Origin of the sequence: Kribbella solani (genome assembly GCF_014205295.1) — a bacterium.
Taxonomy (GTDB): domain Bacteria; phylum Actinomycetota; class Actinomycetes; order Propionibacteriales; family Kribbellaceae; genus Kribbella; species Kribbella solani.
Genome location: NZ_JACHNF010000001.1, coordinates 7757480 through 7779682, shown reverse-complemented (window position 1 = coordinate 7779682; position 22203 = coordinate 7757480). Strand labels below are relative to the sequence as shown.

General features: G+C 68.8%; 23 protein-coding genes. 9 read left to right on the top strand and 14 right to left on the bottom strand.

The features are described from left to right. Positions 1-37 precede the first annotated feature (37 nt). On the top strand, positions 38-742 hold the full coding sequence (locus HDA44_RS36185; protein WP_337906809.1) for a TetR/AcrR family transcriptional regulator: 705 nt from the start codon (positions 38-40) through the stop codon (positions 740-742). A gap of 84 nt (positions 743-826) precedes the next feature. Here HDA44_RS36185 and HDA44_RS36180 read toward each other — a convergent pair whose 3' ends face one another. The 4 genes from HDA44_RS36180 to infC form a co-directional block, all read right to left on the bottom strand. Next, a complete protein-coding gene (locus HDA44_RS36180; protein ID WP_184842519.1) occupies positions 827-1627 on the bottom strand; it encodes an RNA methyltransferase in 801 nt (266 codons plus the stop codon). A gap of 30 nt (positions 1628-1657) precedes the next feature. After that, a complete protein-coding gene (gene rplT / locus HDA44_RS36175) occupies positions 1658-2050 on the bottom strand; it encodes a 50S ribosomal protein L20 (RefSeq protein ID WP_131367113.1) in 393 nt (130 codons plus the stop codon). A gap of 75 nt (positions 2051-2125) precedes the next feature. Then, on the bottom strand, positions 2126-2320 hold the full coding sequence (gene rpmI / locus HDA44_RS36170; protein WP_184842517.1) for a 50S ribosomal protein L35: 195 nt from the start codon (positions 2318-2320) through the stop codon (positions 2126-2128). A gap of 90 nt (positions 2321-2410) precedes the next feature. Beyond that, on the bottom strand, positions 2411-3088 hold the full coding sequence (gene infC, locus HDA44_RS36165) for a translation initiation factor IF-3 (RefSeq protein ID WP_202868536.1): 678 nt from the start codon (positions 3086-3088) through the stop codon (positions 2411-2413). A gap of 295 nt (positions 3089-3383) precedes the next feature. On the opposite strand from infC, the gene HDA44_RS36160 reads away from it, so the two are divergent. Continuing rightward, positions 3384-3776: a DUF1844 domain-containing protein gene (locus HDA44_RS36160; protein WP_184842515.1), complete on the top strand. Its 393-nt coding sequence runs from the start codon at positions 3384-3386 to the stop codon at positions 3774-3776. Between the two features lie 13 nt (positions 3777-3789). Here the strand turns inward: HDA44_RS36160 and HDA44_RS36155 are convergent, their stop codons facing one another. From HDA44_RS36155 to HDA44_RS36140, 4 genes are read right to left on the bottom strand one after another with little or no spacing between them, the layout of a single operon-like run. After that, positions 3790-4671 (bottom strand): HTTM domain-containing protein, encoded by an 882-nt coding sequence (locus HDA44_RS36155; protein WP_184842510.1) that lies wholly within the window; start codon positions 4669-4671, stop codon positions 3790-3792. Further along, entirely contained in the window at positions 4671-5123 is a 453-nt protein-coding gene (locus HDA44_RS36150) for a hypothetical protein (protein ID WP_337906807.1), read from the bottom strand. The genes HDA44_RS36155 and HDA44_RS36150 overlap by 1 nt, the downstream gene beginning before the upstream one ends. Then, on the bottom strand, positions 5113-7614 hold the full coding sequence (locus HDA44_RS36145; protein ID WP_337906806.1) for an FtsX-like permease family protein: 2502 nt from the start codon (positions 7612-7614) through the stop codon (positions 5113-5115). The genes HDA44_RS36150 and HDA44_RS36145 overlap by 11 nt, the downstream gene beginning before the upstream one ends. Beyond that, positions 7611-8339 carry an ABC transporter ATP-binding protein gene (locus tag HDA44_RS36140; RefSeq protein WP_184842504.1) on the bottom strand — a complete coding sequence of 243 codons (729 nt, stop codon included), beginning with the start codon at positions 8337-8339 and terminating at the stop codon, positions 7611-7613. The genes HDA44_RS36145 and HDA44_RS36140 overlap by 4 nt, the downstream gene beginning before the upstream one ends. A 101-nt stretch (positions 8340-8440) precedes the next feature. On the opposite strand from HDA44_RS36140, the gene HDA44_RS36135 reads away from it, so the two are divergent. Then, complete coding sequence (locus tag HDA44_RS36135) at positions 8441-9313, top strand: phosphotransferase (protein WP_184842501.1); 873 nt, start codon at positions 8441-8443, stop codon at positions 9311-9313. Positions 9314-9438: 125 nt separating this feature from the next. Then, on the top strand, positions 9439-9801 hold the full coding sequence (locus tag HDA44_RS36130; RefSeq protein ID WP_184842498.1) for a hypothetical protein: 363 nt from the start codon (positions 9439-9441) through the stop codon (positions 9799-9801). A 39-nt stretch (positions 9802-9840) separates the two neighbouring features. Here HDA44_RS36130 and HDA44_RS36125 read toward each other — a convergent pair whose 3' ends face one another. From HDA44_RS36125 to HDA44_RS36115, 3 genes are read right to left on the bottom strand one after another with little or no spacing between them, the layout of a single operon-like run. Beyond that, positions 9841-10758: a carbohydrate ABC transporter permease gene (locus HDA44_RS36125; protein WP_184842495.1), complete on the bottom strand. Its 918-nt coding sequence runs from the start codon at positions 10756-10758 to the stop codon at positions 9841-9843. Then, a complete protein-coding gene (locus HDA44_RS36120) occupies positions 10755-11648 on the bottom strand; it encodes a carbohydrate ABC transporter permease (protein WP_238352632.1) in 894 nt (297 codons plus the stop codon). The genes HDA44_RS36125 and HDA44_RS36120 overlap by 4 nt, the downstream gene beginning before the upstream one ends. Then, positions 11649-12947 (bottom strand): ABC transporter substrate-binding protein, encoded by a 1299-nt coding sequence (locus HDA44_RS36115; RefSeq protein WP_184842492.1) that lies wholly within the window; start codon positions 12945-12947, stop codon positions 11649-11651. An 86-nt stretch (positions 12948-13033) separates the two neighbouring features. Between HDA44_RS36115 and HDA44_RS36110 the strand changes: the two genes are divergently transcribed. Next, on the top strand, positions 13034-14050 hold the full coding sequence (locus HDA44_RS36110) for a LacI family DNA-binding transcriptional regulator (RefSeq protein WP_184842489.1): 1017 nt from the start codon (positions 13034-13036) through the stop codon (positions 14048-14050). Between the two features lie 322 nt (positions 14051-14372). Beyond that, positions 14373-15542 (top strand): glycoside hydrolase 5 family protein, encoded by a 1170-nt coding sequence (locus HDA44_RS36105; RefSeq protein ID WP_184842487.1) that lies wholly within the window; start codon positions 14373-14375, stop codon positions 15540-15542. A gap of 16 nt (positions 15543-15558) precedes the next feature. On the opposite strand, the gene HDA44_RS36100 is transcribed toward HDA44_RS36105, so the two are convergent. Both HDA44_RS36100 and HDA44_RS36095 read right to left on the bottom strand, forming a co-directional pair. Next, entirely contained in the window at positions 15559-16737 is a 1179-nt protein-coding gene (locus HDA44_RS36100; protein WP_184842484.1) for a serine hydrolase domain-containing protein, read from the bottom strand. Between the two features lie 110 nt (positions 16738-16847). Then, on the bottom strand, positions 16848-17564 hold the full coding sequence (locus HDA44_RS36095; RefSeq protein WP_184842481.1) for a TetR/AcrR family transcriptional regulator: 717 nt from the start codon (positions 17562-17564) through the stop codon (positions 16848-16850). Between the two features lie 175 nt (positions 17565-17739). On the opposite strand from HDA44_RS36095, the gene HDA44_RS36090 reads away from it, so the two are divergent. The 3 genes from HDA44_RS36090 to HDA44_RS36080 all read left to right on the top strand — a co-directional run bounded on the left by HDA44_RS36090 (position 17740) and on the right by HDA44_RS36080 (position 21644). Next, positions 17740-18165, top strand: coding sequence for a DUF1707 SHOCT-like domain-containing protein (locus tag HDA44_RS36090; RefSeq protein ID WP_184842478.1), 426 nt, complete (start codon positions 17740-17742; stop codon positions 18163-18165). 17 nt (positions 18166-18182) lie between these two features. After that, positions 18183-18947 carry an ABC transporter ATP-binding protein gene (locus tag HDA44_RS36085; protein ID WP_184844859.1) on the top strand — a complete coding sequence of 255 codons (765 nt, stop codon included), beginning with the start codon at positions 18183-18185 and terminating at the stop codon, positions 18945-18947. A gap of 90 nt (positions 18948-19037) precedes the next feature. After that, positions 19038-21644, top strand: a complete 2607-nt coding sequence (locus tag HDA44_RS36080; protein WP_184842475.1) for an FtsX-like permease family protein — start codon at positions 19038-19040, stop codon at positions 21642-21644. On the opposite strand, the gene HDA44_RS36075 is transcribed toward HDA44_RS36080, so the two are convergent. After that, entirely contained in the window at positions 21624-22133 is a 510-nt protein-coding gene (locus HDA44_RS36075; protein WP_184842472.1) for an SseB family protein, read from the bottom strand. The two genes, HDA44_RS36080 and HDA44_RS36075, sit on opposite strands and share 21 nt — an antisense overlap. Between the last annotated feature and the right edge of the window lie 70 nt (positions 22134-22203).

Sequence of the window (22203 nt, the reverse complement as noted above, 5' to 3'; positions counted from 1 at the left end):
ACTCGTACAGTGTGCGAGTCCTGGGTAGGATGGTGGCGTGAACGACTCGATCTGGACCCGGCAACGCAGGTCCGCGCCGTCCCGGGAGACGCTCAGCCAGGGCCAGATCGTCGCCGCCGCGATGACGATCCTCGACACCGAGGGACTGTCTGGGCTGAGCATGCGCAAACTGGCCGGCCGGCTCGCGGCCGGCGCGACCAGCCTGTACTGGTACGTCGACACCAAGGACGATCTGATCGACCTGCTCATCGACGAGGTCTGGGGCGAGATCGACGTACCCGAACCGGAGCTGGCCGGCTGGCGGGCCGGCGCGCTGCTGTTCGGCCACAGCATCCGCGCGGCCGTGCTGCGGCACCGCTGGCTGCCCGAGGTGATGTACACCCGCCCGAGCATCGGCCCGAACGCGATGCGGCTCGGCTCCCGCGGCCTGACCCTGTTCGGCGCGGCCGGCTTCTCCAAGCCCGAGACCGATCTGGCGATGAGCAGCGTGATGTCCTACGTCCTCGGCACCGTCAGCGCCGAGGTGGCGACCCGCGAAATGGCCCGCGCCTCCGGCACCTCCGAGGACGACTGGGTCAAGCAAATCGTCGAACAAGCCGACGCCCTGGCCACCGACTACCCCGGCATGCTCGAATCCGTCCGCCGCCGAACCACCGTCGGCCTCGACACCGGCCTCACCGAAAACTTCGTCTTCGGCCTCGACGCCCTCCTCGACGGCCTGGCCACCCGCGCCAACCGCTGACAACCCGGCACCTGGGCGCACTCGCCTTCGGACCACACGGAGTGTGGGCCAGCTGCGATCGGGAGGAGAGTTACGGCGGCACGGTCAGCGGCGTTGGGCCCGGGCGGAGGCGTACAAGCAGACAGCGGCCGCGGTGGCCAGGTTGAGGGACTCGGCGCGGCCGTAGATCGGGACCTTGACCGAGTGGTCGACGATCGCGTTGATGCCGTCCGGCAGGCCGTGGGCCTCGTTGCCGAACAGCCACACGGTCGGCTTCGCGAGCGTGCCGTCGTCGATGCAGGTGTCCAGATCCGTCGCGCCGTACCCATCGGCCGCGAGCACTTGCAGACCCTGCTCGCGCCAGGCCTGAGCGGCCGCGACGATGTCCACGTCCGTCGTGATCGGGACATGGAAGATGCTGCCGACGCTGGCCCGGACCGCCTTCGGGTTGTGCGGGTCGACCGACTCCGACGACAGTACGACCGCGTCCGCGCCGGCCGCGTCCGCCGTCCGGATCAAGGTGCCGACGTTGCCCGGATCGCGGACCTGTACGCCGGCCGCGATCAGCTTCCCGACCGGCTGGAGCGGCACGTCCACCAGCGAACAGACCGCGACGACACCCTGTGAGGTGACCGTCTCGCTGAGCGCCTCGACGGCGGCGCGCTCGACCTCGAGCCACGGTACGCCGGCGGCGGCGGCCAGGTCGTGCAGATCACGGTGCCGGGACGCGACCGCGGGTTCGGCGTACACCTCGATCACCAGCTCGCGGTGCTCGAGGGCTTCCCGGACCGCCTGCGGGCCTTCGGCCAGGAACCGGCCGGTCTTGCGCCGGAACGCACGAGTGGCGAGCCGCCGGGCCTGCTTGATCCGCGCGGACTGCGCGGTCAGCAGACCGGGACTCGCCACCGAGGAGTGCTTCGGTGCCAACGACGCGGCTCAGGCCGCGGCGTCGGACTTCGGCGCGTTCACGTCCGCCGGCAGGGCGGCCTTGGCCACCTGCACGAGCGCGGAGAACGCGGCCGGGTCGTTGACGGCCAGGTCGGCCAGGATCTTCCGGTCCACCTCGACCTCGGCCAGCCGCAGGCCCTGGATGAACCGGTTGTAGGTCAGGTCCTCGGCCCGGACCGCGGCGTTGATGCGCTGAATCCACAGCTTGCGGAAGTCGCCCTTGCGCGCCTTGCGGTCACGGTAGGCGTAGACGAGCGAGTGGGTGACCTGCTCCTTGGCCTTGCGGTACAGCCGCGAGCGCTGGCCGCGGTAGCCGCTGGCCTGCTCGAGTACGACCCGGCGCTTCTTGTGGGCGTTGACTGCCCGCTTCACGCGTGCCATGAGGTGTTACTCCTTGTATTTCTGCGCCGGCGGCGGTGCTGGCCGCGCGACGGGGGATGGAACGGGTGGGGGAGATCAGATGCCGAGCAGCTTCTTGGCCTTCTTCACGTACGCCGGGGCGACCTCGACGGTGCCGGACAGGCGGCGCTTGCGCTTCGAGGTCTTCGCCTCCGCGAGGTGCCGGACACCGGTCTGCTCGCGACGGATCTTGCCCGACCCGGTGACCCGGACCCGCTTCTTCATCCCCGAGTGGGTCTTCATCTTCGGCATGGCTGTGTGCTCCTGAGTTTTCTTCGTTGACTCGATCGTCGGTGTAACGGCTCCGGCCACTGTGGTGCTGCTCGCGGCCGGAGCGGTTCGTCACTCCGGGTCGAGGTTGTCGGCCGGACCCTTCGGCTTCTTGGTGACACCGGCGGCGCGCTCGGCCTCGTGGGCCTGAGCCTGCTCGGCGCGCTCCTGGCGCTCCGCCTGCTCCTCGGCCTCCCGCTCGGCCTTCCGCTGCGCCTTCTCGGCTTCCACGTCCACGCGCGCTTCGGACTTCTTCTTGTGCGGTCCGAGCACCATGATCATGTTCCGGCCGTCCTGCCGTGGCGAGGACTCGACGAAGCCGAGCTCGGTCACGTCTTCGGCCAGCCGCTGCAGCAACCGGAACCCGAGCTCGGGCCGGGACTGCTCACGTCCGCGGAACATGATGGTGATCTTGACCTTGTCCCCGGCCTTCAGGAACCGCACCACGTGACCCTTCTTGGTCTCGTAGTCGTGCGGGTCGATCTTCGGCCGCAGCTTCATCTCTTTGATGATGGTGTTGGTCTGGTTCCGGCGGGACTCGCGCGCCTTCTGCGCGGTCTCGTACTTGTACTTGCCGAAATCCATCAACTTGCAGACCGGAGGCCGTGCGGTCGCCGCGACCTCGACCAGGTCGAGGTCGGCCTCCTGGGCCAGCCGCAGTGCGTCCTCGATCCGGACGATGCCTACCTGCTCACCGTTCGGTCCGACCAGCCGCACCTCGGGAACGCGGATGCGCTCGTTGACGCGCAAATCAGTGGTGATGGGTCCTCCTGGGTTGAACTCGTACTGGATGCCACCTCGTGATCCCAGCGCCTCCTGAAAAACACGAAGGCCCTCGTGCGATCACACGAAGGCCCAATTCCCAGCGGTACGACGTCCCAACCCTCGAGGGGAGGTACGCCGTACGTTTGACCGGGACCCGCCGACTGTTCATCGACTGGGTGGGAGGTGGCCCTCCGCTTAGACTTGAACCGCCGGTGTCCCTCGACTATTCCGGTCAGGGGTCACCGACGAACCAGGTCGGTCGCCATGTAAGAGTAGCAGCATGACGGACGCAGATGCCACTCCGCACTTGAACGACACCGCACGGCCCGACCCCCTGGCGACCGCCTCCCGCGACATCGCCGAGGTCCCTGCCGTGGAGATCATCTCCACCGCCGCGCTGCACCTGATGAGCGCGGCCGCCGTGAACCTCGGCCTGGCCGCCGACCTGCCCGAGCACAAGGACCTGGACGAGGCCCGGTCGCTGATCGACTCGCTGGCCGGTCTGCTCGACGCGGCGGCGCCGTCGCTCGGGCACCACCACGCCGCGCCGCTGCGGGACGGCCTCCGCTCGCTGCAGCTCGCCTTCCGCGAGGCGAGCAGCATCCAGGACGAGCCGGGTCAGGGCCCGGGCGAGAAGTACACCGGCGCCGTCTACCCCTCCCCCACCAAGTAAGTAGGTCGGCCAGCTACCCCTCCGCCGCGAGGTAGGCCGGCTCGGTCGCGGCCGCCGGCTTGCGGCGGGCGCGGCGGGCGCGGAACCAGGGCGCGATCCGCTCCAGTGGCGCGAACGCGAGCCAGCAGACGACCGTCGGCAGGAAGTGGATCAGCAGGATCGCGGTGGTGGCCGCGTGGAACCCGATGAAGAACAGGGCGCCGAGCAGCTGCCACCGCCCTTTCAGCCAGAGGATCACCGGCGAGCAGAACTCCGCGACGATCCCGACCCACTGCAGCACGTGCAGCATCCACGGGTGGTGCAGCAGCCACTCCCCGACCGGATGCGGCCGTCGCACGATCGCCCAGGTCAGTACGGCGCTGCCCGGCCAGGCGAGCGTCCAGTGACCACTGCGCAGTTTGGCGATCGCGGACAGGAAGTACGTCGCGATGACACAGATCTGGATGCACCGGATCGCCCATCCGGCCGCGTCCGACCGGGTCTGGTCGCCGTACGCCGCGAGTCCCCGCCGCCCCGACGCGACCGTTGGCATCACCCACAGTGCGATGACGAGCGCGAGGTGGTCGTGGTCGACCTTGCCGTCGCTCATCCCGATCAGTACCCACCAGGTGAACGCCGGCGCGACGATCCAGCCGGCCAGTCTGGGGAAGTAGTTGGACGCACCAACCAGGCAGGCGATCAGCAGGACGGCGTACAGCGCCGTGGTGTTGGCGATCGTCGGCTTCGGCAGGTCGAACAGCCGGGCCAGGAAGAGCGGCTGGTACAGACCGGGCTGCTGGCCCTTCATCAGGGTGTCGCGGACGAACGCATGCATGTCCAGGATGACGAACAGGTACAGCACCGTACGCAGCCACGCCACCCGACCGAGCGCGATACTCGGCGTGAACCACCTCATCAACGTACCTTCCAAGTCGTCAGGACTCGCGGTACCGACGGTCCGTTGACCCGGCCGCCGACGAGTGTCGTGGTGTCCTGAATGAGTTCGAGGCTCACGTACCTCGGCTTGTCCGGGTGCTTGCGCGCCCACCCGTCGGCGACCTGCTGCAGCAGCGACGGGTCCTTCACGATCTCCCCGGCGCGCGCCTCGATCTCGGCGCGGGCCACGCCGGCTCCTTCGATGTTCAGCGGTACGTCGACCGTCGTGCCGGCGTCCGTGACCGCGCTGATCCGGGTGAACAGGATCGACTCGTCGTCCGCGACGACCATCGAGTACTGCGACATCGGACCGAACGGCCAGAGGTCATCGCTGCCCCGGACCGATCCGTTCACCAGCAGCACGATCCCGATCACGGAGATCGCCACGCGGACCACGCGGCCGCGTTTTCCGATCAGTCGCTCAGTCGACACGACGCACCATCTCCAGCTTGGAACGAGTAAGGACATAGGGCACCAGCGCGGCGAACAGCGGCACCGCGACCGCGATCCCGGCGATGACCGCCCACGGCACCACCACGTGCGGTGAACCGACCACGGTGTGCGCGGTGAAGCCGTACAGCGCACCGACGGCCACACCGAGTACGCAGCCGAGCTGTCCGAGGAACCAGCCCTGCGCGGCGGCGAGACCACGTCGCAGCCGCGGCGGTGCGCCGACTGCCGCGAGAGTGGCGAAGTCCGCGCGACCCTCCGACATCGACAGCGACACCGACATCGCGACCCCGAGCAGCGTGGCGGTCGCGCCCAGCGCGAGCAGACCGATCGACGCGTTGCGTACCGGGCTCTGGTAGCCGCGCTCGACCTTCAGCTCGTCCTCGTGCCCGAGCAGCTTCGCTACCGCCGCCAGCTGTTGATCGGTCGGCGGCCGGCTGAGGATGAAGTGCGTCTCGTCCACGTCGGCCGTGCCCAGGCGTTTGGCCGCGTCCGCACTGATCAGGGCAGCGTGCTCCAGGAAGCTGATCTTCGGCGGCGCCCCGACGACCGCACCCGGGTACGCGAACGTACTCCGCCCGGACGGGTCGCCACGGCTGAGCTGCACTTTGCCGTCGCGCACCGGCGTGGTCGGCGGCACGACGACCTGTCCTTGCCGCAGCGCGGCGGCGGCCTTCCGGCCCCAGTCGCCGAAGCGGGCCACGTACGCCGGATCAACCGCTTTCAGCGAGTCACCGGTCGGGCTGACGCTGACAGTCGGCACGTAGCCGTTGGTCTCCTTGGTGCCGTACAGGGTGACTAGGCCCTGCTGGTACCGGTGCTCCACTGGCAGCAGGCTCTGGACCTGGTCCACCAGCTCGGGCGAGTACCGGACGTCGCCCAGGTAGAACTGCAGCACTGCTTCGCCGGGCAGGCCGACGGGCCGGTAGTTCTGTTCCTTCGCCGCCGACTGGTTGACGATGGCGAACCCGAGGGCCGTCGTACCGGCGACCGCGATCATGATCGCGGCGGTGACCGGACCGGTCCGGTGGCGGTGCCTGGAAGCGTCGCGCATCGCCATGCGTACGCCCAGCGGCATCCCTCGGACCAGGCCGGCGACCCGGCCGACCAGCGCCGGCAGCATCCAGACCAGACCGGCGACGACCAGCGTGATGCCGGCGACCACCAGCGTGACCGGCCAGGTCGGCGAGGCGGAGGCGACCCGGCTGACCTCGCCCGGGTCGCTCGCCAGCCGGGCGACCCGGGCGGCGTCGAGCGCGGCGCCCAGCCGGATGTTCCCGATCACCGACAAGACCACGCCGGCCAGCACGAGCACGAACGCCAGCAGCCGCAGCCGAGCGCTGCCGGTGACACCTGCGAACCGGCCCGCGAGCGCGGCCATCGGCGGACGTCGTCCCGCCCCGATCGCCGGCACCAACGCCGCCGCGACACCTGCAACTAGTCCCACTGTAACTACTACGACGAGCCGCACCCACGGGATCTGCCACTGGGTGATCAGGGTCGCCGAGGCGCTCTCCCACCAGGACTTCCCGACCAGCGCCACCGAGACGCCCACGACCAGTCCGACGCCGGCGCCGACCAGTCCGGCGAACAGCCCCTGAGCCAGGACCACTCGGCGTACGTCGGCTGCCGTACCGCCGGCCGCCGTGACCAGACCGAGCTCGCGGGTTTGTCGCCGGGCAATGACCGCGAAGGCCGTACCGGCCAGCAGCACCAGCTCCAGGACGCCGAAACCGATCATCAGGATCCGGGCGGCGTCAGCACCCACCGGGCCACGCGGGATATCCGGATCGACCAGCTCCGCCCGGGTGGTCAGGAACAGCTCCTGCGGCTTGAGCTTGGTGGCCAGGGCCGCGAGATCCGTGCCGTTCGGCAGGTCGAGCCGGTACTCGGCCTGCGCCTCTGGATCCGCCAGCGCCGTCGTGGTGAACACGTCCCGGCTGGTCGACAGCGTGATCGTGCGGGCCATGCCGACAATCCGGTACTTCGTACCGGCCGCGGTGGTCAACGTACCCCCGACGTGCAGACCGAGGTGATCGGCCAGCGACGGGGACAGCGCGACCTCGTCCGGCTTCGTCGGCATCCGGCCTTCGTCCATCCGGTACGTGCCGTTGTTGATCGGGTCCGTCAGGTCACCGGCGTAGAGGTTGGCGGTCAGGTCGGCGCCCGATCCGCGCAACTCGATACTGCCGGTCGACATCACGGCGCGCGCGACGTGCGATCCCGCGGGCAGTGCGCGCCGTACGTCCGTACGCCCCGAAGGTGCGGTCAGCTGGGCGTCGGCCGAGCCCATCACCGTCCGCGCGTACACCTCACCGGTCGGATTCACCCCGCGCTGTACGACGCTGAACCAGCTGCCGAGCAGCACCGGCAGACCGACGATCGCCGCGATCAGCAGCGTCTTGCCGAGCGTGCGGCGCGCGAACCGACGGGCCAGGCGCAACGCGAGCACCCAGTCGTTGACGAATTTCACCGCGGAGCCTCCAGCAGGACATCCGCGTCCAGCAGCGACTGGGTCGCGCTGCCGACGACACCGTCGCGGAGGTAGATGACGCGATCCGCCCAGGCCGCGTGCCGGGCGTCGTGCGTGACCAGGACGCCGGCGATCCCGTGCTGGTCGCAGCGATCGCGGAGCAGTTGGAGCACGGCCTCGCCGGTTTCGGAGTCGAGTGCGCCGGTCGGTTCGTCGGCGAGCAGCAGCCGCCGTTCGCCGACGATCGCGCGGGCGATCGCCACGCGTTGCCGCTGGCCACCGGACATGTCGTCCGGGAACCGGTCGGCGAGCTCCTCGATGCCGACCTCCTGGAGCGCCAGCAATGCCTGCTTGCGAGCCGCGCGCGCCCGGGTGCCGTCCAGCTCCAGCGGGAGCGCGACATTCTCGGCCGCGGTCAGCGCGGGGATCAGGTTGAAGTCCTGGAACACGTACCCGATCCGGCGGCGGCGCAGCGCGGCGACCTCGTTCCGGCTGAGCGTGGCCAGGTCATTGCCATCGACAAGCACCTGCCCACTGGTCGGCCGGTCCAGGCCGCCCGCGCAGGTCAGCAGCGTCGACTTCCCGGACCCCGACGGGCCCATCACCGCGACCAGTTCGCCCTCCTGGACGACGAGATCGATGCCACGCAGCGCGTGCACCGCCTGCTCCCCGTCCCCGTGCGTCCGCGTCAGGCCCTGCAACACCAGCCCCTGTTTGATCGCCATGGATACCGAGTATGCATACTCAGTATCCACCGCGCAAACTCGGCTTCCTCGTCAAGCTCTCACCCGCCCGCGTTCCCAGCGCTGACGATACGGTCGGGCAGGTGGGTGGCGATGGGATTCCGGCAGGTGTCGTGAAGGTCGATGGTCAGCGGTTGGTCGATCAGGTGAATCGGGCCAGCGGCGCCGGGCTGACGTTCGCCGGGTCAGCCGGCAACGGTGAGGTCGGGGCGGCGTACGTGCGCTGGCCGGACGGGCGCGCCGGCGTACTGACCCGAGGCGACGGTTCACCGGACGACCTTCGGCGTACGGCAGAAGTGCTGGACGCAGTACGCCGGCATGGACTACCCGTGCCCCGGTACGAACTGCTGGCCGAACTACCGGACGGCATCGGGGTCGTGCAGGAGCGAATGACCGGACAACCCCCGACGCGGATCGACCGGGCGTTGCTGGAATCGATGATCGCGATCACCGACCGGTTCGCCGGCCTCGCCGCGAAGGTCCCCGAGTTGCCGGTGCCTTCCATGCATCTGCTGCAGAGCGGACCCGGCTTCTGTCTGCACGAGTCACTTCGGGCGTACGACGACCGCACCCGCCGCGTACTGGACCGGGTTCACGAGGTCGGCCGGGACGAACCGAGCACCATGACCGGGGACGATCTCGTCCACCTGGACTTCCACACCGGCAATGTCCTGGTGGATGACACCGGGCGGATCACGGGCATCGTCGACTGGGACGGGATCGGCCGAGGCGATCGCCGGTTCGGCCTCGTCACGCTGCGGTTCGACGCCCACGCGCGCCTCCCTGACGTACGCCTCGACTGGTTCGACGAGCTGCTCGAAAGCGTGCTCTCCCCCGGCGTACTCAGGCTGTACTGGGCGCACATGACGCTCCGCATGGTCGACTGGTCGATCCGGCACCACGCCCCGGCCGACACCACGCGCTGGCTCGGCTTCGCCGAATCCCGGATTATCTGACGTCGCAGGCAACTCTTTTCGGCCCAGACCGAAAAGACCGCGAAGGCGTCCCTCCCGGCGTCGTCCGCGCCTACTTTCGAGGTGGGTCTTCGACCGGAGACCATCGCTCGAGAGGGGACGAGAAGATGCGTAAGATCGCGATGACCGCCGCTGGGATCGCTGCCGCCGTGATCGGCACCGGGGTGGCGCTGGCGCCGACCGCGAACGCGGCGGCGAACGGCACGGCGGCGTCCTGCCCGTCGGGGGCCGTCTGCCTGCAGGAGCCGAACGGCAGCATCCTCAGCAAGAACATCTGGTACAGCTACGGTGCCCACAACCTCCAGAACGTCACCGGCTACAAAGTCCTGATCAACAACCAGACCGGCGGCGCGGGCTTCCAGATCTGCAAGGGCTACAACGGGACGAACTGCTATGTCGTTCTCCGCGGAACCGGCGCCTACGCGTCGTACGACTTCACCCCGATCAACTCGATCGTGCTGGTGCGGTAGTCAAGGTACCGGCTCCGGCTGAGGCCGGAGCCGGTACGGCTAGCCCTTGACCGCGCCTTCCTCGACGCCCTTGAAGAAGAAGCGTTGCAGCGTGGCGAAGACGATCACGATCGGTACGAAGGCGATCATCGTGCCCGCCGCGATCAGGCGCGGGTTGTTGGCGAACGTACCGGACAGGTACTGCAGTCCGACCGTCAGCGTGTACTTGTCCGGATCCGTGAGCACGATCAACGGCCAGAGGAAATCGTCCCACGCACCGATGAACGCGAAGATCGCCACCACGCTGATCGTTCCGCGAACGGACGGCAGGCCGATGTACAGGAACCGCTGCCACGCGTTCGCGCCGTCCACGATCGCGGCGTGATCGACTTCCAGCGGCAGCGCGCGGAACGCGTTGAACATCAGCAGTACGTTGAGCGCACCAATCATTCCGGGAAGGGCGACACCGAACAACGTGTTCGCCAGCCCGAACTCCCGTACCGTCACGTACTGCGAGATGATCGTGACCTCGCCCGGCAGCACGAGTGTCGCCAGGAACAGCCCGAGGACGATCCGCCGGCCCCGGAACTGCAGCCGCGACAACGCGAACCCGGCCAGCGACGCGCCGATGATGTTGCCGCCGACAACCAGTACGGCGACGACCAGCGAGTTCCGCGCGTAGTCCCAGACCGGGATGGTGTCGGTGACCGCCTTGTAGTGGTCGAACGTCGGCTGCGCCGGCAGCAGCCGCGGGATCCGGGTGTAGATGTCCTCCCCGGAACCTTTCAGCGACGTCGACAGCTGCCAGAGGAACGGCCCGATCGTGATCAGCAGCACGAACACCAGCAACGCGTACCGCGCGACCTTCTCCCGCGGCGAGATCGTGTTGAACCCGAACGAACCCGTCCGGCGGCGCCGCTTCGGACCCTCCGGCTCGCCGACGACGGCCGGGCGGGCCGGATCGGTGACCACACTCATGCTTCGGCCCCCTTCCGGTTCAGCCGGGCCAGGATCAGCATCGGGACGACGGTGACGAAGAACAGCACGATCGACAGCGCGGACGCGTACCCGAGGTTGCCCTCGAAGCCCTGGCTGTACTGCTGGATCAGCATCACCACCGAGTTGTCCCGCCCGCCCGGACCGCCCTTGCCGCCGCTGAGGATGAACAACTCGGAGAACACCCGCAGCGCCGACACCGAGATCAGGATCGAGATCAGGATCATCGTGCCGCGGACCCCCGGGACGGTGATGTGTACGAACCGCCGCAGCGGACCCGCCCCGTCGACGGCGGCCGCTTCGTGCAGGTCACGCCCGACGTTCCCGAGGGCGGCCAGGTAGATGATCATGTAGTACCCGAGCCCCTTCCAGATCGTCAGACTGATTGCGCTGAGCAACAACAGCCACTGGTCGGACAGGAACGGCAGCGGCCCGGAGATCACGCCGAGCTTCTCGGCGAGGCCGTTGACCAGACCGCGATCGTCCAGAATCCATTGCCAGATCAGCGCCACCACGACCGCGGACGCCACTACCGGGGTGTAGAACGCGGTCCGGAAAAAGGTGATGCCGGGCAACTTCTTCTCCACCAGGACGGCGAGCAGCAGCGGCAGTACGGTCAGGAACGGCAGGCACACCACCATGTAGATGACGCTGTTCAGCAACGCCCAGCGCAACTGCTCGTCGTGCAGCAGGGTCTCGAAGTTCTTCAGCCCGACGAAGGTGCCGCCGCCGATCGGCCTGGCGTTGGTGAACGACAGGATGACGGTGTTGATCGACGGCCACAGGTTGAACACCAGCAACCAGGTGAGTGCCGGGATCACCAGCACCCACGGCGTGAACCAGCGGTTGTACCGCAAGCCGTGGCCCTTCATTCAGGAGGTGAGCAGCTGGTTGGCCTTCGTCACCGCGGCGTCGAGCGCGGCCTGCGACGAGATCTTGCCGGCGATCGCGAGCGAGATCTGCTGCCCGATGAAGTCGTTGGTGGCGCCACTGATCACCGGCGGCTGCAGCACCTTCGCCTTGGCCAGCGACTGGAACGCGAGCACCTTCGCCTCGCTCTCCGGGGTGCCGTCGCTCTTCGAGAAGTACGGGTCGTCGGCCGATGCCTTGGTGGAGGGGAAGATGTTCACGATCTTCGCGAACGCGGCCTGGTTCTCGGCGTTGGTGACGAACCGGGCCAGCGCGATCGCGGCCGCCTGGTTCTTGGTCTTCGCGGACACCGACAGACCCTGCACGTACAGCGCCGGGGTGTCCAGCGCGGGCGACGGCACGACCTTGCCCTTCAGTGACGGGTTGTCCTTGACGAAGTCCTGGATCGCGTTGCCGCCACCGGTGGTCCAGGCGACCTTCCCCTGGGTGAAGAGCTTGGAGTTGCCCAGGTACTCGTTGGTCAGGATGTCGCGCGGCATGTACCCGGCCTGGTACGCGGCCCGGTACTTGTCCAGCAGCGCGGCCGCTTCGGGAGTGTTGAAGGTGAACTTCTTGCCGTCGTCGGACAGGATCTTGACCCCGGCGTTGGTGAAGTCACCGATCCCGGGCAGCCGGCTGATCAGGTACTCCTTGCCGCCGGTCTTGTCGTGCATCGTCTTGGCGGCGGTGAACAGTTCGTCGACGGTCTTCGGCGGGTTCTTCACGTCCAGGCCGGCCGCGGCGAACTTGGTCGCGTTCCAGTAGTCGATGTCGGTGTTCAGGTACCACGGGTAGCCGAACGTCCCGTCCAGGCCCTGGTACTTGTACGCGTCGACACCGCCCGCGACGTACTCCTCGTTCAGCTTCGGGTCGGCGGCCGCGACGTCGAGCAGCATGTTCTGCTTGGCCAGGCTGAGCGCGAAGTCCGGCGGCAGGTTCGTCACGTCCGGGAGCTGGCCGGCGGACGCCTGGCTGAGCACCTTCTTGTCGTAGCCGTCGCCCGGCTGGTCCAGCCAGGTCACCTTCGTGCCCGGGTACTTCGCCTCGAAGGCCTTGATCACGCCCTCGACGTACGCGGTGAACTTCGGCTTCAGCGCCCAGGTCTGGAAGCTGACCTCGCCGGTCACCTGGGCGCCGGCGTCGACGGTCGGCTTGGCGCCGCCGCTGCTGCTGCTCGAATCGGTGGAGCCGAGGCCGCAGCCGGCGAGAGTGAGAGCCGCGGCGGCAAGAGCTGCCACCGGTGCCAGACGACGTCTACGCATGAAATCTCCTGGGTTTGATAAACCGGTATAGCTCCTGCACTATCCACACCGTAGAATCCGCTGTCAAGGGAAGAGGGTGGTACGACGTGGCGAGACCGACGATCGCGGACATCGCGTCCCGGGCCGGGGTGTCCAAAGGCGCGGTGTCGTTCGCGCTGAACGGGCGGCCCGGGGTCAGTGACGCGACCCGGGAGCGGATTCTGAAGATCGCCGAGCAGATGAGCTGGCGGCCGCACAGCGCGGCCCGGGCCCTCGGCGCGTCCCGGGTCGACTCGGTCGGCATGGTGATCGCGCGACCCGCCCGTACGCTCGGGGTCGAACCGTTCTTCGCGCATCTGCTCTCCGGCGTCCAGTCCGGCCTGTCGGCGGAATCGATCTCGCTGCAACTGCTGATCGTCGAGGACACCACCGCGGAGATCGAGGTGTACCGGCGGTGGGCGTCGGAGCACCGGGTGGACGGCGTGATCCTGGTCGACCTGACCGTCAAGGACCCGCGGATCGACGAACTCAAGGCGCTCGAGCTGCCGGCCGTGGTGATCGGCGGCCGCGGCGGGAAGGGCGCGCTCGCCTCGGTCTGGGCCGACGACCGGGACGCGATGCTGGCCATCGTCGAGTACCTGGCCGCGCTCGGGCATCGCCGGATCGCGCACGTGGCGGGTACGCCCAACTTCCAGCACACCCAGCGCCGGATCAAGGCCGTCCGGGACGCCGCGCCCCGGCTCGGGCTGCTCGACGCGCCGTCGCTGACCACCGACTTCAGCGACGCCGAGGGCGCCGCGATCACCCGCAAGCTGCTCTCCCAGCCGGACCGGCCGACCGCGATCGTCTACGACAGCGACGTGATGGCGGTGGCCGGGCTCGGCGTCGCGATGGAGATGGGCGTCGCGGTCCCCGGCGAGCTGTCGATCGTCGCCTTCGACGACTCGATCCTGACCCAGCTGATGCACCCGGCGCTGACCGCCCTGTCCCGCGACACCTTCGACTTCGGCCGCCAGGCCGCCGAGGTGCTCCTCGACACCATCGCCGACCCCACCCAGGTGATCAACCGCCGCACCCCCGACCCCATCCTCACCGTCCGCGAATCCACCGCCCCACCCACCTGACCCACCCATCCGCCCCGCCCGCCTAACCCGCCCGCCTAACCCCCCCAGCCACCCGGCCGCCGCCCCACCTGCCTAACCCACCCAGCCACCCGGCCCGCCGCCCCACCCCGCCGCCGGCCCGGCTGCCCCGGCCCGGCTGCCCCACCCCGCCGCCGGCCCGCTGCTCCGCCGCCCCGCCTGCATTTCGGAGGTTCACCTCTGAAATGCACCCTTCGCAGGCCGTATCCGGAGGGTGAAGGGGCAACTTCGGAGGTGAACGTCTGAAGTGGGCGCGGGGGAAGCAGGTTGCCGTGGTGGCCTAAACCGATTTAGCATCGGTGGTATGTCTTCGGGAGTTGGCCGGCCGCGGTTCGGCGCGAACTACGTTCCTTCGGCCGGCTGGTTCTACAGCTGGCTGGACTACGACCGGGACGCGGTCCGGCGGGACTTCGCGGATCTGGCCGGGCTCGGCCTGGACCATCTCCGGGTGTTCCCGGTCTGGCCGTGGATTCAGCCGAACCGGGCGATCATCCGGGAGCGCGCGATCGCCGACCTGCTCGACACCGTCGACGCGGCCGCCGAGCACGGCCTGACGGTGGCGGTCGACCTGATCCAGGGCCATCTGTCCAGCTTCGACTTCCTGCCGTCCTGGATGCTCACCTGGCACAAGAGCAGCCTGTTCGAGGACACGACGGTCCGCGACGGCCTGACCGCGTACGTCGACACCGTGGCGCGTGCTTTGGCGACGAAGCCGAATGTCTTCGCCATCACCCTCGGCAACGAGGTCAACAACCTCTGGCCGGACAGCCCGACCACTCCGGCGGTCTCGGCCGCGTGGGCGCAGGACCTGCTGACCACGCTGAAGAAGGCCGCGCCGGACGTGCTGGCGCTGCACTCGATGTTCGACGACGCCTGGTACCAGGCCGAGCACCCGTTCCACCCGGTCGAGGCCGTCGACCTCGGCGACCTGAGCACCGTCCACTCCTGGGTCTTCAACGGGGTGTCCCAGTTGGACGGTCCGCTCGGCCCGGCGACGCTGACGCACGCGGACTACCTGATCGAGCTGGCCAAGGCCACCTCGCTCGATCCGGAACGCCCGGTGTGGTTGCAGGAGATCGGCGTCCCCGGGCCGGACATCCCCGTCGACCTGCAGGCAGAGTTCACTCGGCGTACGGTCGAGGCCGTGCTGCCGAACCCGGCCCTGTACGGTGTGACCTGGTGGTCGTCGCACGACATCGACCGGCGGCTACTGGACTTCCCGGACCGTGAGTACGACCTGGGGCTGTTCACTGTGGACCACCAGCGCAAGCCGGCCGCGCAGGCGCTGGCTGAGCTGATCACTGAGGTCAAAGCGCATGGGGTACCAGAGCAGCCGTACGCGGCCACACTGACCGCACCGGTTAATCTGCGGACCGAGCCGGACCGTAGACCGGAAGTTGCCCCCGGCAGCGAGTTCCACCTGCGGTGGGTGGCTGCTCGTGCCGAAGGCCCGGTACGAATCTTGTTGCCCTGATCAACCAGGTAAGAGGTCAACTGGTCAGGATCTCGCGGAGCCGCTGGTTGACAGCCAACGACGAGTCGTAGTTGCTCAAGCACACCGCCGTCCAGCCAGTACCCGGGTACCACTCGACGCTCGTACTGACACCAGGTGCGCCACCCGGGTGCCCGTACACCCATTTGCCGTTCACCAGCAGGTCGTCCGTCGCGTACGCGGCGAACGCGGCCGACTCCTGCGCACCGGCCCGGGGCGGCTTCGGCACCTTCGGGCTGAGGAAGATCTCCTTGTACTCCGCGTTCAGCAGCGTGCCGTCGTTCACTGCCTGGGCGAACCGAACCATGTCGTTCGCCGACGCCATCGCATTGCCGGCCGGGTTCCCGATGAAGGCGAAGATGTTGCCGTCCAGCGCGTCGGACCGCTTCCCGGACTGATCAGCCGGGTACGGATGCGCGTACTGGCTGCCGCTTCGCCACTGCGGCATGGTGGTGAAGTCCGCGGTACTCATGCCGGCCGGGCGGAAGATGTGATTGCGGACGTACTCGTAGTACGTCTTCCCAGCGACCTTCGCGACGATGCAGCCGAGCGTGTGGTACCCGGAGTTGCTGTACTGGCTGCCTGATCCTGGTACGAACGCCAGCTTCTCACCACGCGCGAACTGCAGTGTGCCGTCCATCATCTGCTGTCCGGACGTCCATTTGGCCGCCTCCTCGAAGTACCCCGGGTCGCGCATGAAATCGCCCAGACCGGAGGTGTGCGTGAGCAACTGGTGCACGGTGACGTGGTCGGCGACATCAGCGGTGAAACCGGTCAGGTACTTGCCGATGGGGTCCAGCAAGTTCAGTGCGCCGCGCTGTACCAGCTGACCGACCGCGACCGCGGTGAACAGCTTCGTCACGGACGCGAGGCAGTAAATGGTGCCGGCCTGGTTGCGTACCTGCTTCTTCCGGTCGGCGTACCCGTAGGCGCGCGACAGCACCTGTCGGCCGTTGCGGCTAACCAGCACGGTGCCGGAGAACTTGTCCGCGTCCGCCAGCTCGCGCACGTACCGATCGAAGTCGCGGAATGCTGCCGGTGTGGCGGCTGCTGGAGTAGTGGCTGCCTGTTTGGTGTCCGCGGCCGCGCTGGACATCAGCCAACCGCCTCCGACGACCGCTGGTACGGCAGCTATCCCGGTGAGCTGCAGAAACGAGCGCCTGCTCTGAAGTGCCAAGGGAGTTCTCCTCACGTGATCTGTGACCACTGCGATACAACTCCCCGCGGCGTTTCCTCCGCGTTACCGATGAGGTTGCCGATTCAGGTAACCGGTACACCTGATGGTGCTCAGGGCAACTTGCCGATCAGCACCTCGATGCCGTCCAGGATCCGGGCCAGGCCGAACTCCAGGTCGTCGTCCAGCTCGTCCTCGTACTCCTGGTTCAGGTACAGCGAGGTGAGCGTCGGGTAGCCGCCCTCGATCAGCCGCGGCAGCAGGAACTGGCCGACCGCCTCCGCCTGCACCGGGGTGCTGTCGCTCGCGCCCAGCTGGCGGGCCAGGCTCGCGTAGTTGCGCGCGAAACCGTCCATCAGTACCAGGCAGCCGAGGTTGTCGTGCTGACTGAGCCCGGTGCCGGCCAGCGCGGTGAGCATCACCTCGATCCAGCGCAGCAGGTTCGGCGTGATCGGCGCGCCGCGGATCGGTACGTCGAGCAACCACGGCCGCTCCGCGTACCGGTCGACCTGCGCCTTCATCCAGGCCGTCGCCGCCGCCCGCCAGCCCGCCGGCAGCTCGGGTGGCAGGCCGATCGCCTTGTCGTGCACCAGCACGATCAGCTCTTCCTTGGAGCGTACGTAGCGGTACATCGCGTTCGTGGTGACGCCGAGGTGCGCCGCGATCCGCTGCAACGAGATCGCCTCGAACCCGTACCGGTCGCCGAACTCGATGCCGGTGGCCACAATCTGCTCGATGCTGAACGCCGGTTTCGGCCCCCGCCGCTGCACCGGCAGCACGCCCCAGGACAGCGCCAGCCCCGGCGGCAGCTCCCCACGGTCCTCGGTCATGGCACCCATCCTGACGTACGCCGGGCGTCCGGCCGAGCGGTCAGCGGCGATCCGCCGCCAAGAGGGGTGTTAGCACCACCCCGAAACGGGTCCTGAGTACCGCGCAGGGGAAACTGTTCAGCCCCTACGCTTTTTCTCGTCAGCACCTGATGAACCCCTCCGAAAGGACAGTCCGATGAGCACGATCCTCGACCCCCTGCTGGTCCCCGACCAGGTCCGGTTGACCGACGCCGACCGCCGCGCCGCGGTGAACAAGCTGCACAGCGCCGTCCGGCAGGCCGCCCTCACCCCGGCACAGGCCAGCGACCGGCAGGACCAGGTGTTCGCCGCCCGGACCCGCGGCGAGCTGCGGAACGTCCTGTCCGGCGTCGCCAACGCCGCGCCGCCGCGCGGCCTGACGATGGCACTGCGCGCGGTCACCGGCGTGTGGCTGGTCGCCTGCGTTGTGCAGTTCGTGGTCTGGATCGCACTGGCTCTGTTCGGTCACTTCGACGGGCCGTGGTGGCTCTGGTCGGACCTCGGCCTCGGCGCGGTCGTCGCCATTCTGTGGTGGACCAACGAGTCGTACCACCGCAAGTCCGACGTGCTGGTGGCGCAGTGAACAACTCAGTGAACAACATGGTGAACACCACAGTGAGCGCGCAGGTGCGGCTGACCGACGTACGCAAGGTCTACGGCGCCGGGCCGGGAGCGGTCGACGCGCTGGCCGGTGTGACGTACGGCTTCGACGCCGGCTCCTTCACCGCGGTGATGGGACCGTCCGGCTCCGGCAAGAGCACCCTGCTGCACTGCGCGGCCGGACTGGACACGCCGACTGCCGGTGACGTCCAGCTGGCTGGGCAGTCGCTGCGGGGCCTGGACGAGACCGCATTGACCGAGCTGCGCCGGGAGCAGGTCGCGTTCGTCTTCCAGTCGTTCAACCTGATGCCCGCACTGACGGTTCGGCAGAACGTGGTACTCCCGATGACGTTGGCCGGGAAGCAGCCGGACAACGCCTGGGTGAGTGAAGTGATCCAGCGGGTCGGTCTGGGTGAGCGTACGAAGCACCGGCCGAGCGAACTGTCCGGTGGTCAGCAACAGCGGGTGGCGATCGCACGGGCGCTGGCTGGGCGTACGGCGATCACGTTCGCGGACGAGCCGACCGGTGCACTCGATACGACCACCGCGCTCGAAGTACTGACATTGCTGCGCGACCAGTCCCGCGTACTCGGGCAGACCATCGTGATGGTCACCCACGACCCGGTAGCCGCGTCGTACGCCGACCGCGTCGTCTTCCTGGTCGACGGCCAGATCGTCTCCGAATCCACCCGCCCCAGCCCGGAAACCGTCGCCGCCGAACTGGCCCACCTCAGCACCACTCGCCGCACCCCCACCCCCAACTGACCGCCCACCGGCCGCGGCACCTCCTCAGCACCACTCGCGGCCCGCCGACGCGACCCCCTCGACCTCGTCTCACTACAGGAGCTCCGACTCATGTTTCGCCTCGCCGTCACCACGCTGCGGTACCGGACCGCCGCCTTTCTCGCGATCTTCGTCGCGGTCCTGCTCGGCGGGGCGCTGCTCAGCGCCGCCGGCGGCCTGCTCGAAACCGGCCTCCGCCTGAACGCCCCACCCCAACGCCTGGCCGCGGCCCCGATCGTCGTCACCGGCGACCCGGCCTACCACCCACCGAACGGCAACGGCGCCGCCGCCTTCCCGGAACGCCACCGAGTCGACGCGGCCCTGGCCACCAAGCTCGCCGGCACCCCCGGCGTCGCCCACGCCATCCCCGACCGCACCTTCCCAGCCGTCGTCACCGCACTCGCTGCTTCCCCGAACGGCAGCCCACCCGCCGGCGCCCCCTCGGGCAGCGGCGGCGACCATACTAAACCGTATGGTACGGCGCTCGCCGGACACGGTTGGGCGTCGGCGGTGCTCACTCCGTACGAGCTGACCGCCGGGCACGCGCCACGCTCCGGGCAGATCGTGCTGGACCAGCGGCTGGCCGGGTCCGCGAAGCCGGGTGATCAGGTCACCGTCGCCGTCAGCGGCGAGCCCCGCAAGTACACACTGGCCGGGCTCGCGGTCGCCAAGCACCAGCTCGACAACCCGGCCATCTTCTTTGCCGACGCCGACGTCGCCGCCGGGGTGAACGGCCCCTTGGGCACCGGCAGCCCGTCAGGCCCCGACGGCATCCGTGATGCCAGCGGTGCCGCAGGTGTGGACGCGATCGGGGTGTTTCCGACGGACGGGACCTCCACGAAGGACCTGGCGAAGCACCTCGACCTGCCCGCCGGGGTCAAGGCGTACACCGGTGACGACCGTGGCGCCGCCGAGTTCACCGGGATCGCGACCGGTCTCCCGCTGATCATCATGTCCGGCGTCTTCGGTGGGATGGTGGCCGTGGTGATGGCGCTCGTGGTCTCCGCCACGATCGGCCTGTCGGTCCGCCAGCGCCGCCGCGAGCTGGCGCTGCTCCGGGCCAGCGGCGCGACCCCGAGCCAGGTCGGCAAGATGGTCGTCGCCGAGACCATGGTGGTCGGCGTACTCGGCCTGGTCCTCGGGCTGCTCTGCGGCCGGTTCGCCGGCAACTGGATCTTCGGGATGCTCACCGACGGCGGCATCGTGCCGGCCCAGCTGCGTTTCGACCAGGGCATCCTGCCCTTCGCCGGCGCCGCGCTCCTGACCTTCGCCGTACTCCGGGTGACCGTCGGATTCGCGGCCGGCCGAGCCGCCCGGATCCGCCCGATCCAGGCACTGGCGGAAGCGGCCGTACCGCCGGTCGCCCTCAGCCGGGTCCGCGTCATCATCGGCCTGGTCTTCGCCGGCGCTACGGTGGCGATCGCCTCCTCCACCCCGTTCATGGGTCCGACCAACGCCGCGGCGATCGGTGGACCGGCCGGCCTGACCGGATCGATCGCCGTCGCGATCCTCGCGCCGCTGGTGATCCAGCGGGTGCTGATCCCCCGCGTGACCGGCTGGATCGAGAAGCGCGGCACCGCCGGTACGCTCGCGGTGATCAATCTGCGGGTCCGCGCCGTCCAGTTCGGCGCGATCCTGATCCCGATCACGATCGCCACCGCGATTGCCGTCGGCAACATCTACTCGCAGACCACCCAGCAGAAGGCGGCCGTCGAGGCGTTCACCGGCAACCTGTCCGGCGACGTGGTCATCACGTCCACCACCGGCGGCGTACCCGCGTCACTGACCGAAGCGGCCGGCTCGATGCCGGGCGTGACCGCGGTGTCGGAGCTGGTCCAGAGCAAGGGCTGGATCGAGGAACCGTACGACAAGTCGCACACCAGCGACGCGTGGCCGCTGCTCGGCCTGAGCGGACCGATCTCCAAGGGCAAGGTGACGAAGGGTTCGCTGGACGATCTGACCGGTGAAACCATCGCGCTCCCGCCGGGTGCGGCGAAGAAGCTGAAGGTCGACGTCGGCTCGGATCTCGGCGTACGCCTCGGCGACAACGCCCTGGTCAAGGTCAAGGTGGTAGCCCTCGTCGAGGGACCGACCGGGTACGAGTCACTGCTACTGCCCGCGAAACTACTGGCCGCGCACACGACCACCGGCCTGCCGAGCCAGCTCGTCCTGAAGACCAGCAACAAGAAGGCGGCGCTCAAGGCCGACCTGTCCAAGTGGCCGGGTACGACCATGGGCAGCCGTGACGTACTGGGCGATGGCCTGGACACCGGGCTCGGTGTCGACGCGTGGATCAGCTACCTACTCGCGGCGATCGCGGTCGCGTACACGGCAATCGCCTCCGTCAACACCATCGCGGTCTCCGTACTGGACCGGCGCCGCGAGTTCGGGCTGCAGCGCCTGACCGGATCGACCCGGCGAGAGGTGTCCCGGATGCTCAGGCTGGAGGCGCTGCTGATCGCCGCGATCGGACTGGTCACCGGGCTGATCACCGCCGCGTTCACCGTACTTCCGATCGCGCTGGCGACCCGTGGGCTCCCGATCCCGTCCGGCCCGATCTGGATCTTGCTGATCTGGGTGGCTGTCGTACTACTGCTCGTCCTGCCCACCACCGCGATCACCGGCCGGATCGCCATGCGCGCCAAGCCGATGGACGCCCTAAGCACCCCCGTGGGCTGACTCGATCCACGCGTAGCCGCCGTCTTCCAGGTGCACGACCTGGAAGCCGGCGGCCAAGCGGCGTACGTCGTCGGTCTCGATCACGCCGGTGACCGGGCCGGCGACGTCCAGCACGATCGCGGCCGCGCCCTCCTGGACCGCCGCGGTCGCGACCAGCTGGGCCTGCGCCGGCATCGGGCGGGCCTCCGGGCTCCACCGGGCCAGGCTCTCGGTGCTGGTGAACGCCAGCAGCGCGTTCCGACCGTCCTGGCCCTGCAGCAGCGCGACAGCCATGTCGGACGTCTTGTCATGCGCCAGCCCGTTCGCGTCGTACTCCACCTCGCCGAGCATGGCCACCACCGGTACGAGCAGCCGGGCGCGCGTCAGCGCCGCCAGTACCGCCCCGTCGTCCCCCGCGGCCAGCGCCGCCGCCAGCGCGGGGTCCGCCGTGCCGTCGTCGTTGTCGAACCCGGTGAAAGCCAGTCGCCGCTCAGGTGGTTGCACGGACATATTGTCGCCGGGGACGGTTTCAGGGGTAGGTCAGGGCCTTTCCCCTCTTGGTTCCACGGCTGACTGTGCG

Bases quoted from the DNA above. Each gene is read 5' to 3' on its own strand.
- rplT (WP_131367113.1), bottom strand. From the start codon at position 2,050: ATGGCACGCGTGAAGCGGGCAGTCAACGCCCACAAGAAGCGCCGGGTC.
- rpmI (WP_184842517.1), bottom strand. From the start codon at position 2,320: ATGCCGAAGATGAAGACCCACTCGGGGATGAAGAAGCGGGTCCGGGTC.
- HDA44_RS36160 (WP_184842515.1), top strand. From the start codon at position 3,384: ATGACGGACGCAGATGCCACTCCGCACTTGAACGACACCGCACGGCCC.
- HDA44_RS36155 (WP_184842510.1), bottom strand. From the start codon at position 4,671: ATGAGGTGGTTCACGCCGAGTATCGCGCTCGGTCGGGTGGCGTGGCTG.
- HDA44_RS36140 (WP_184842504.1), bottom strand. From the start codon at position 8,339: ATGGCGATCAAACAGGGGCTGGTGTTGCAGGGCCTGACGCGGACGCAC.
- HDA44_RS36130 (WP_184842498.1), top strand. From the start codon at position 9,439: ATGCGTAAGATCGCGATGACCGCCGCTGGGATCGCTGCCGCCGTGATC.
- HDA44_RS36125 (WP_184842495.1), bottom strand. From the start codon at position 10,758: ATGAGTGTGGTCACCGATCCGGCCCGCCCGGCCGTCGTCGGCGAGCCG.
- HDA44_RS36120 (WP_238352632.1), bottom strand. From the start codon at position 11,648: ATGAAGGGCCACGGCTTGCGGTACAACCGCTGGTTCACGCCGTGGGTG.
- HDA44_RS36115 (WP_184842492.1), bottom strand. From the start codon at position 12,947: ATGCGTAGACGTCGTCTGGCACCGGTGGCAGCTCTTGCCGCCGCGGCT.
- HDA44_RS36105 (WP_184842487.1), top strand. From the start codon at position 14,373: ATGTCTTCGGGAGTTGGCCGGCCGCGGTTCGGCGCGAACTACGTTCCT.
- HDA44_RS36095 (WP_184842481.1), bottom strand. From the start codon at position 17,564: ATGACCGAGGACCGTGGGGAGCTGCCGCCGGGGCTGGCGCTGTCCTGG.
- HDA44_RS36090 (WP_184842478.1), top strand. From the start codon at position 17,740: ATGAGCACGATCCTCGACCCCCTGCTGGTCCCCGACCAGGTCCGGTTG.
- HDA44_RS36085 (WP_184844859.1), top strand. From the start codon at position 18,183: ATGGTGAACACCACAGTGAGCGCGCAGGTGCGGCTGACCGACGTACGC.
- HDA44_RS36080 (WP_184842475.1), top strand. From the start codon at position 19,038: ATGTTTCGCCTCGCCGTCACCACGCTGCGGTACCGGACCGCCGCCTTT.
- HDA44_RS36075 (WP_184842472.1), bottom strand. From the start codon at position 22,133: ATGTCCGTGCAACCACCTGAGCGGCGACTGGCTTTCACCGGGTTCGAC.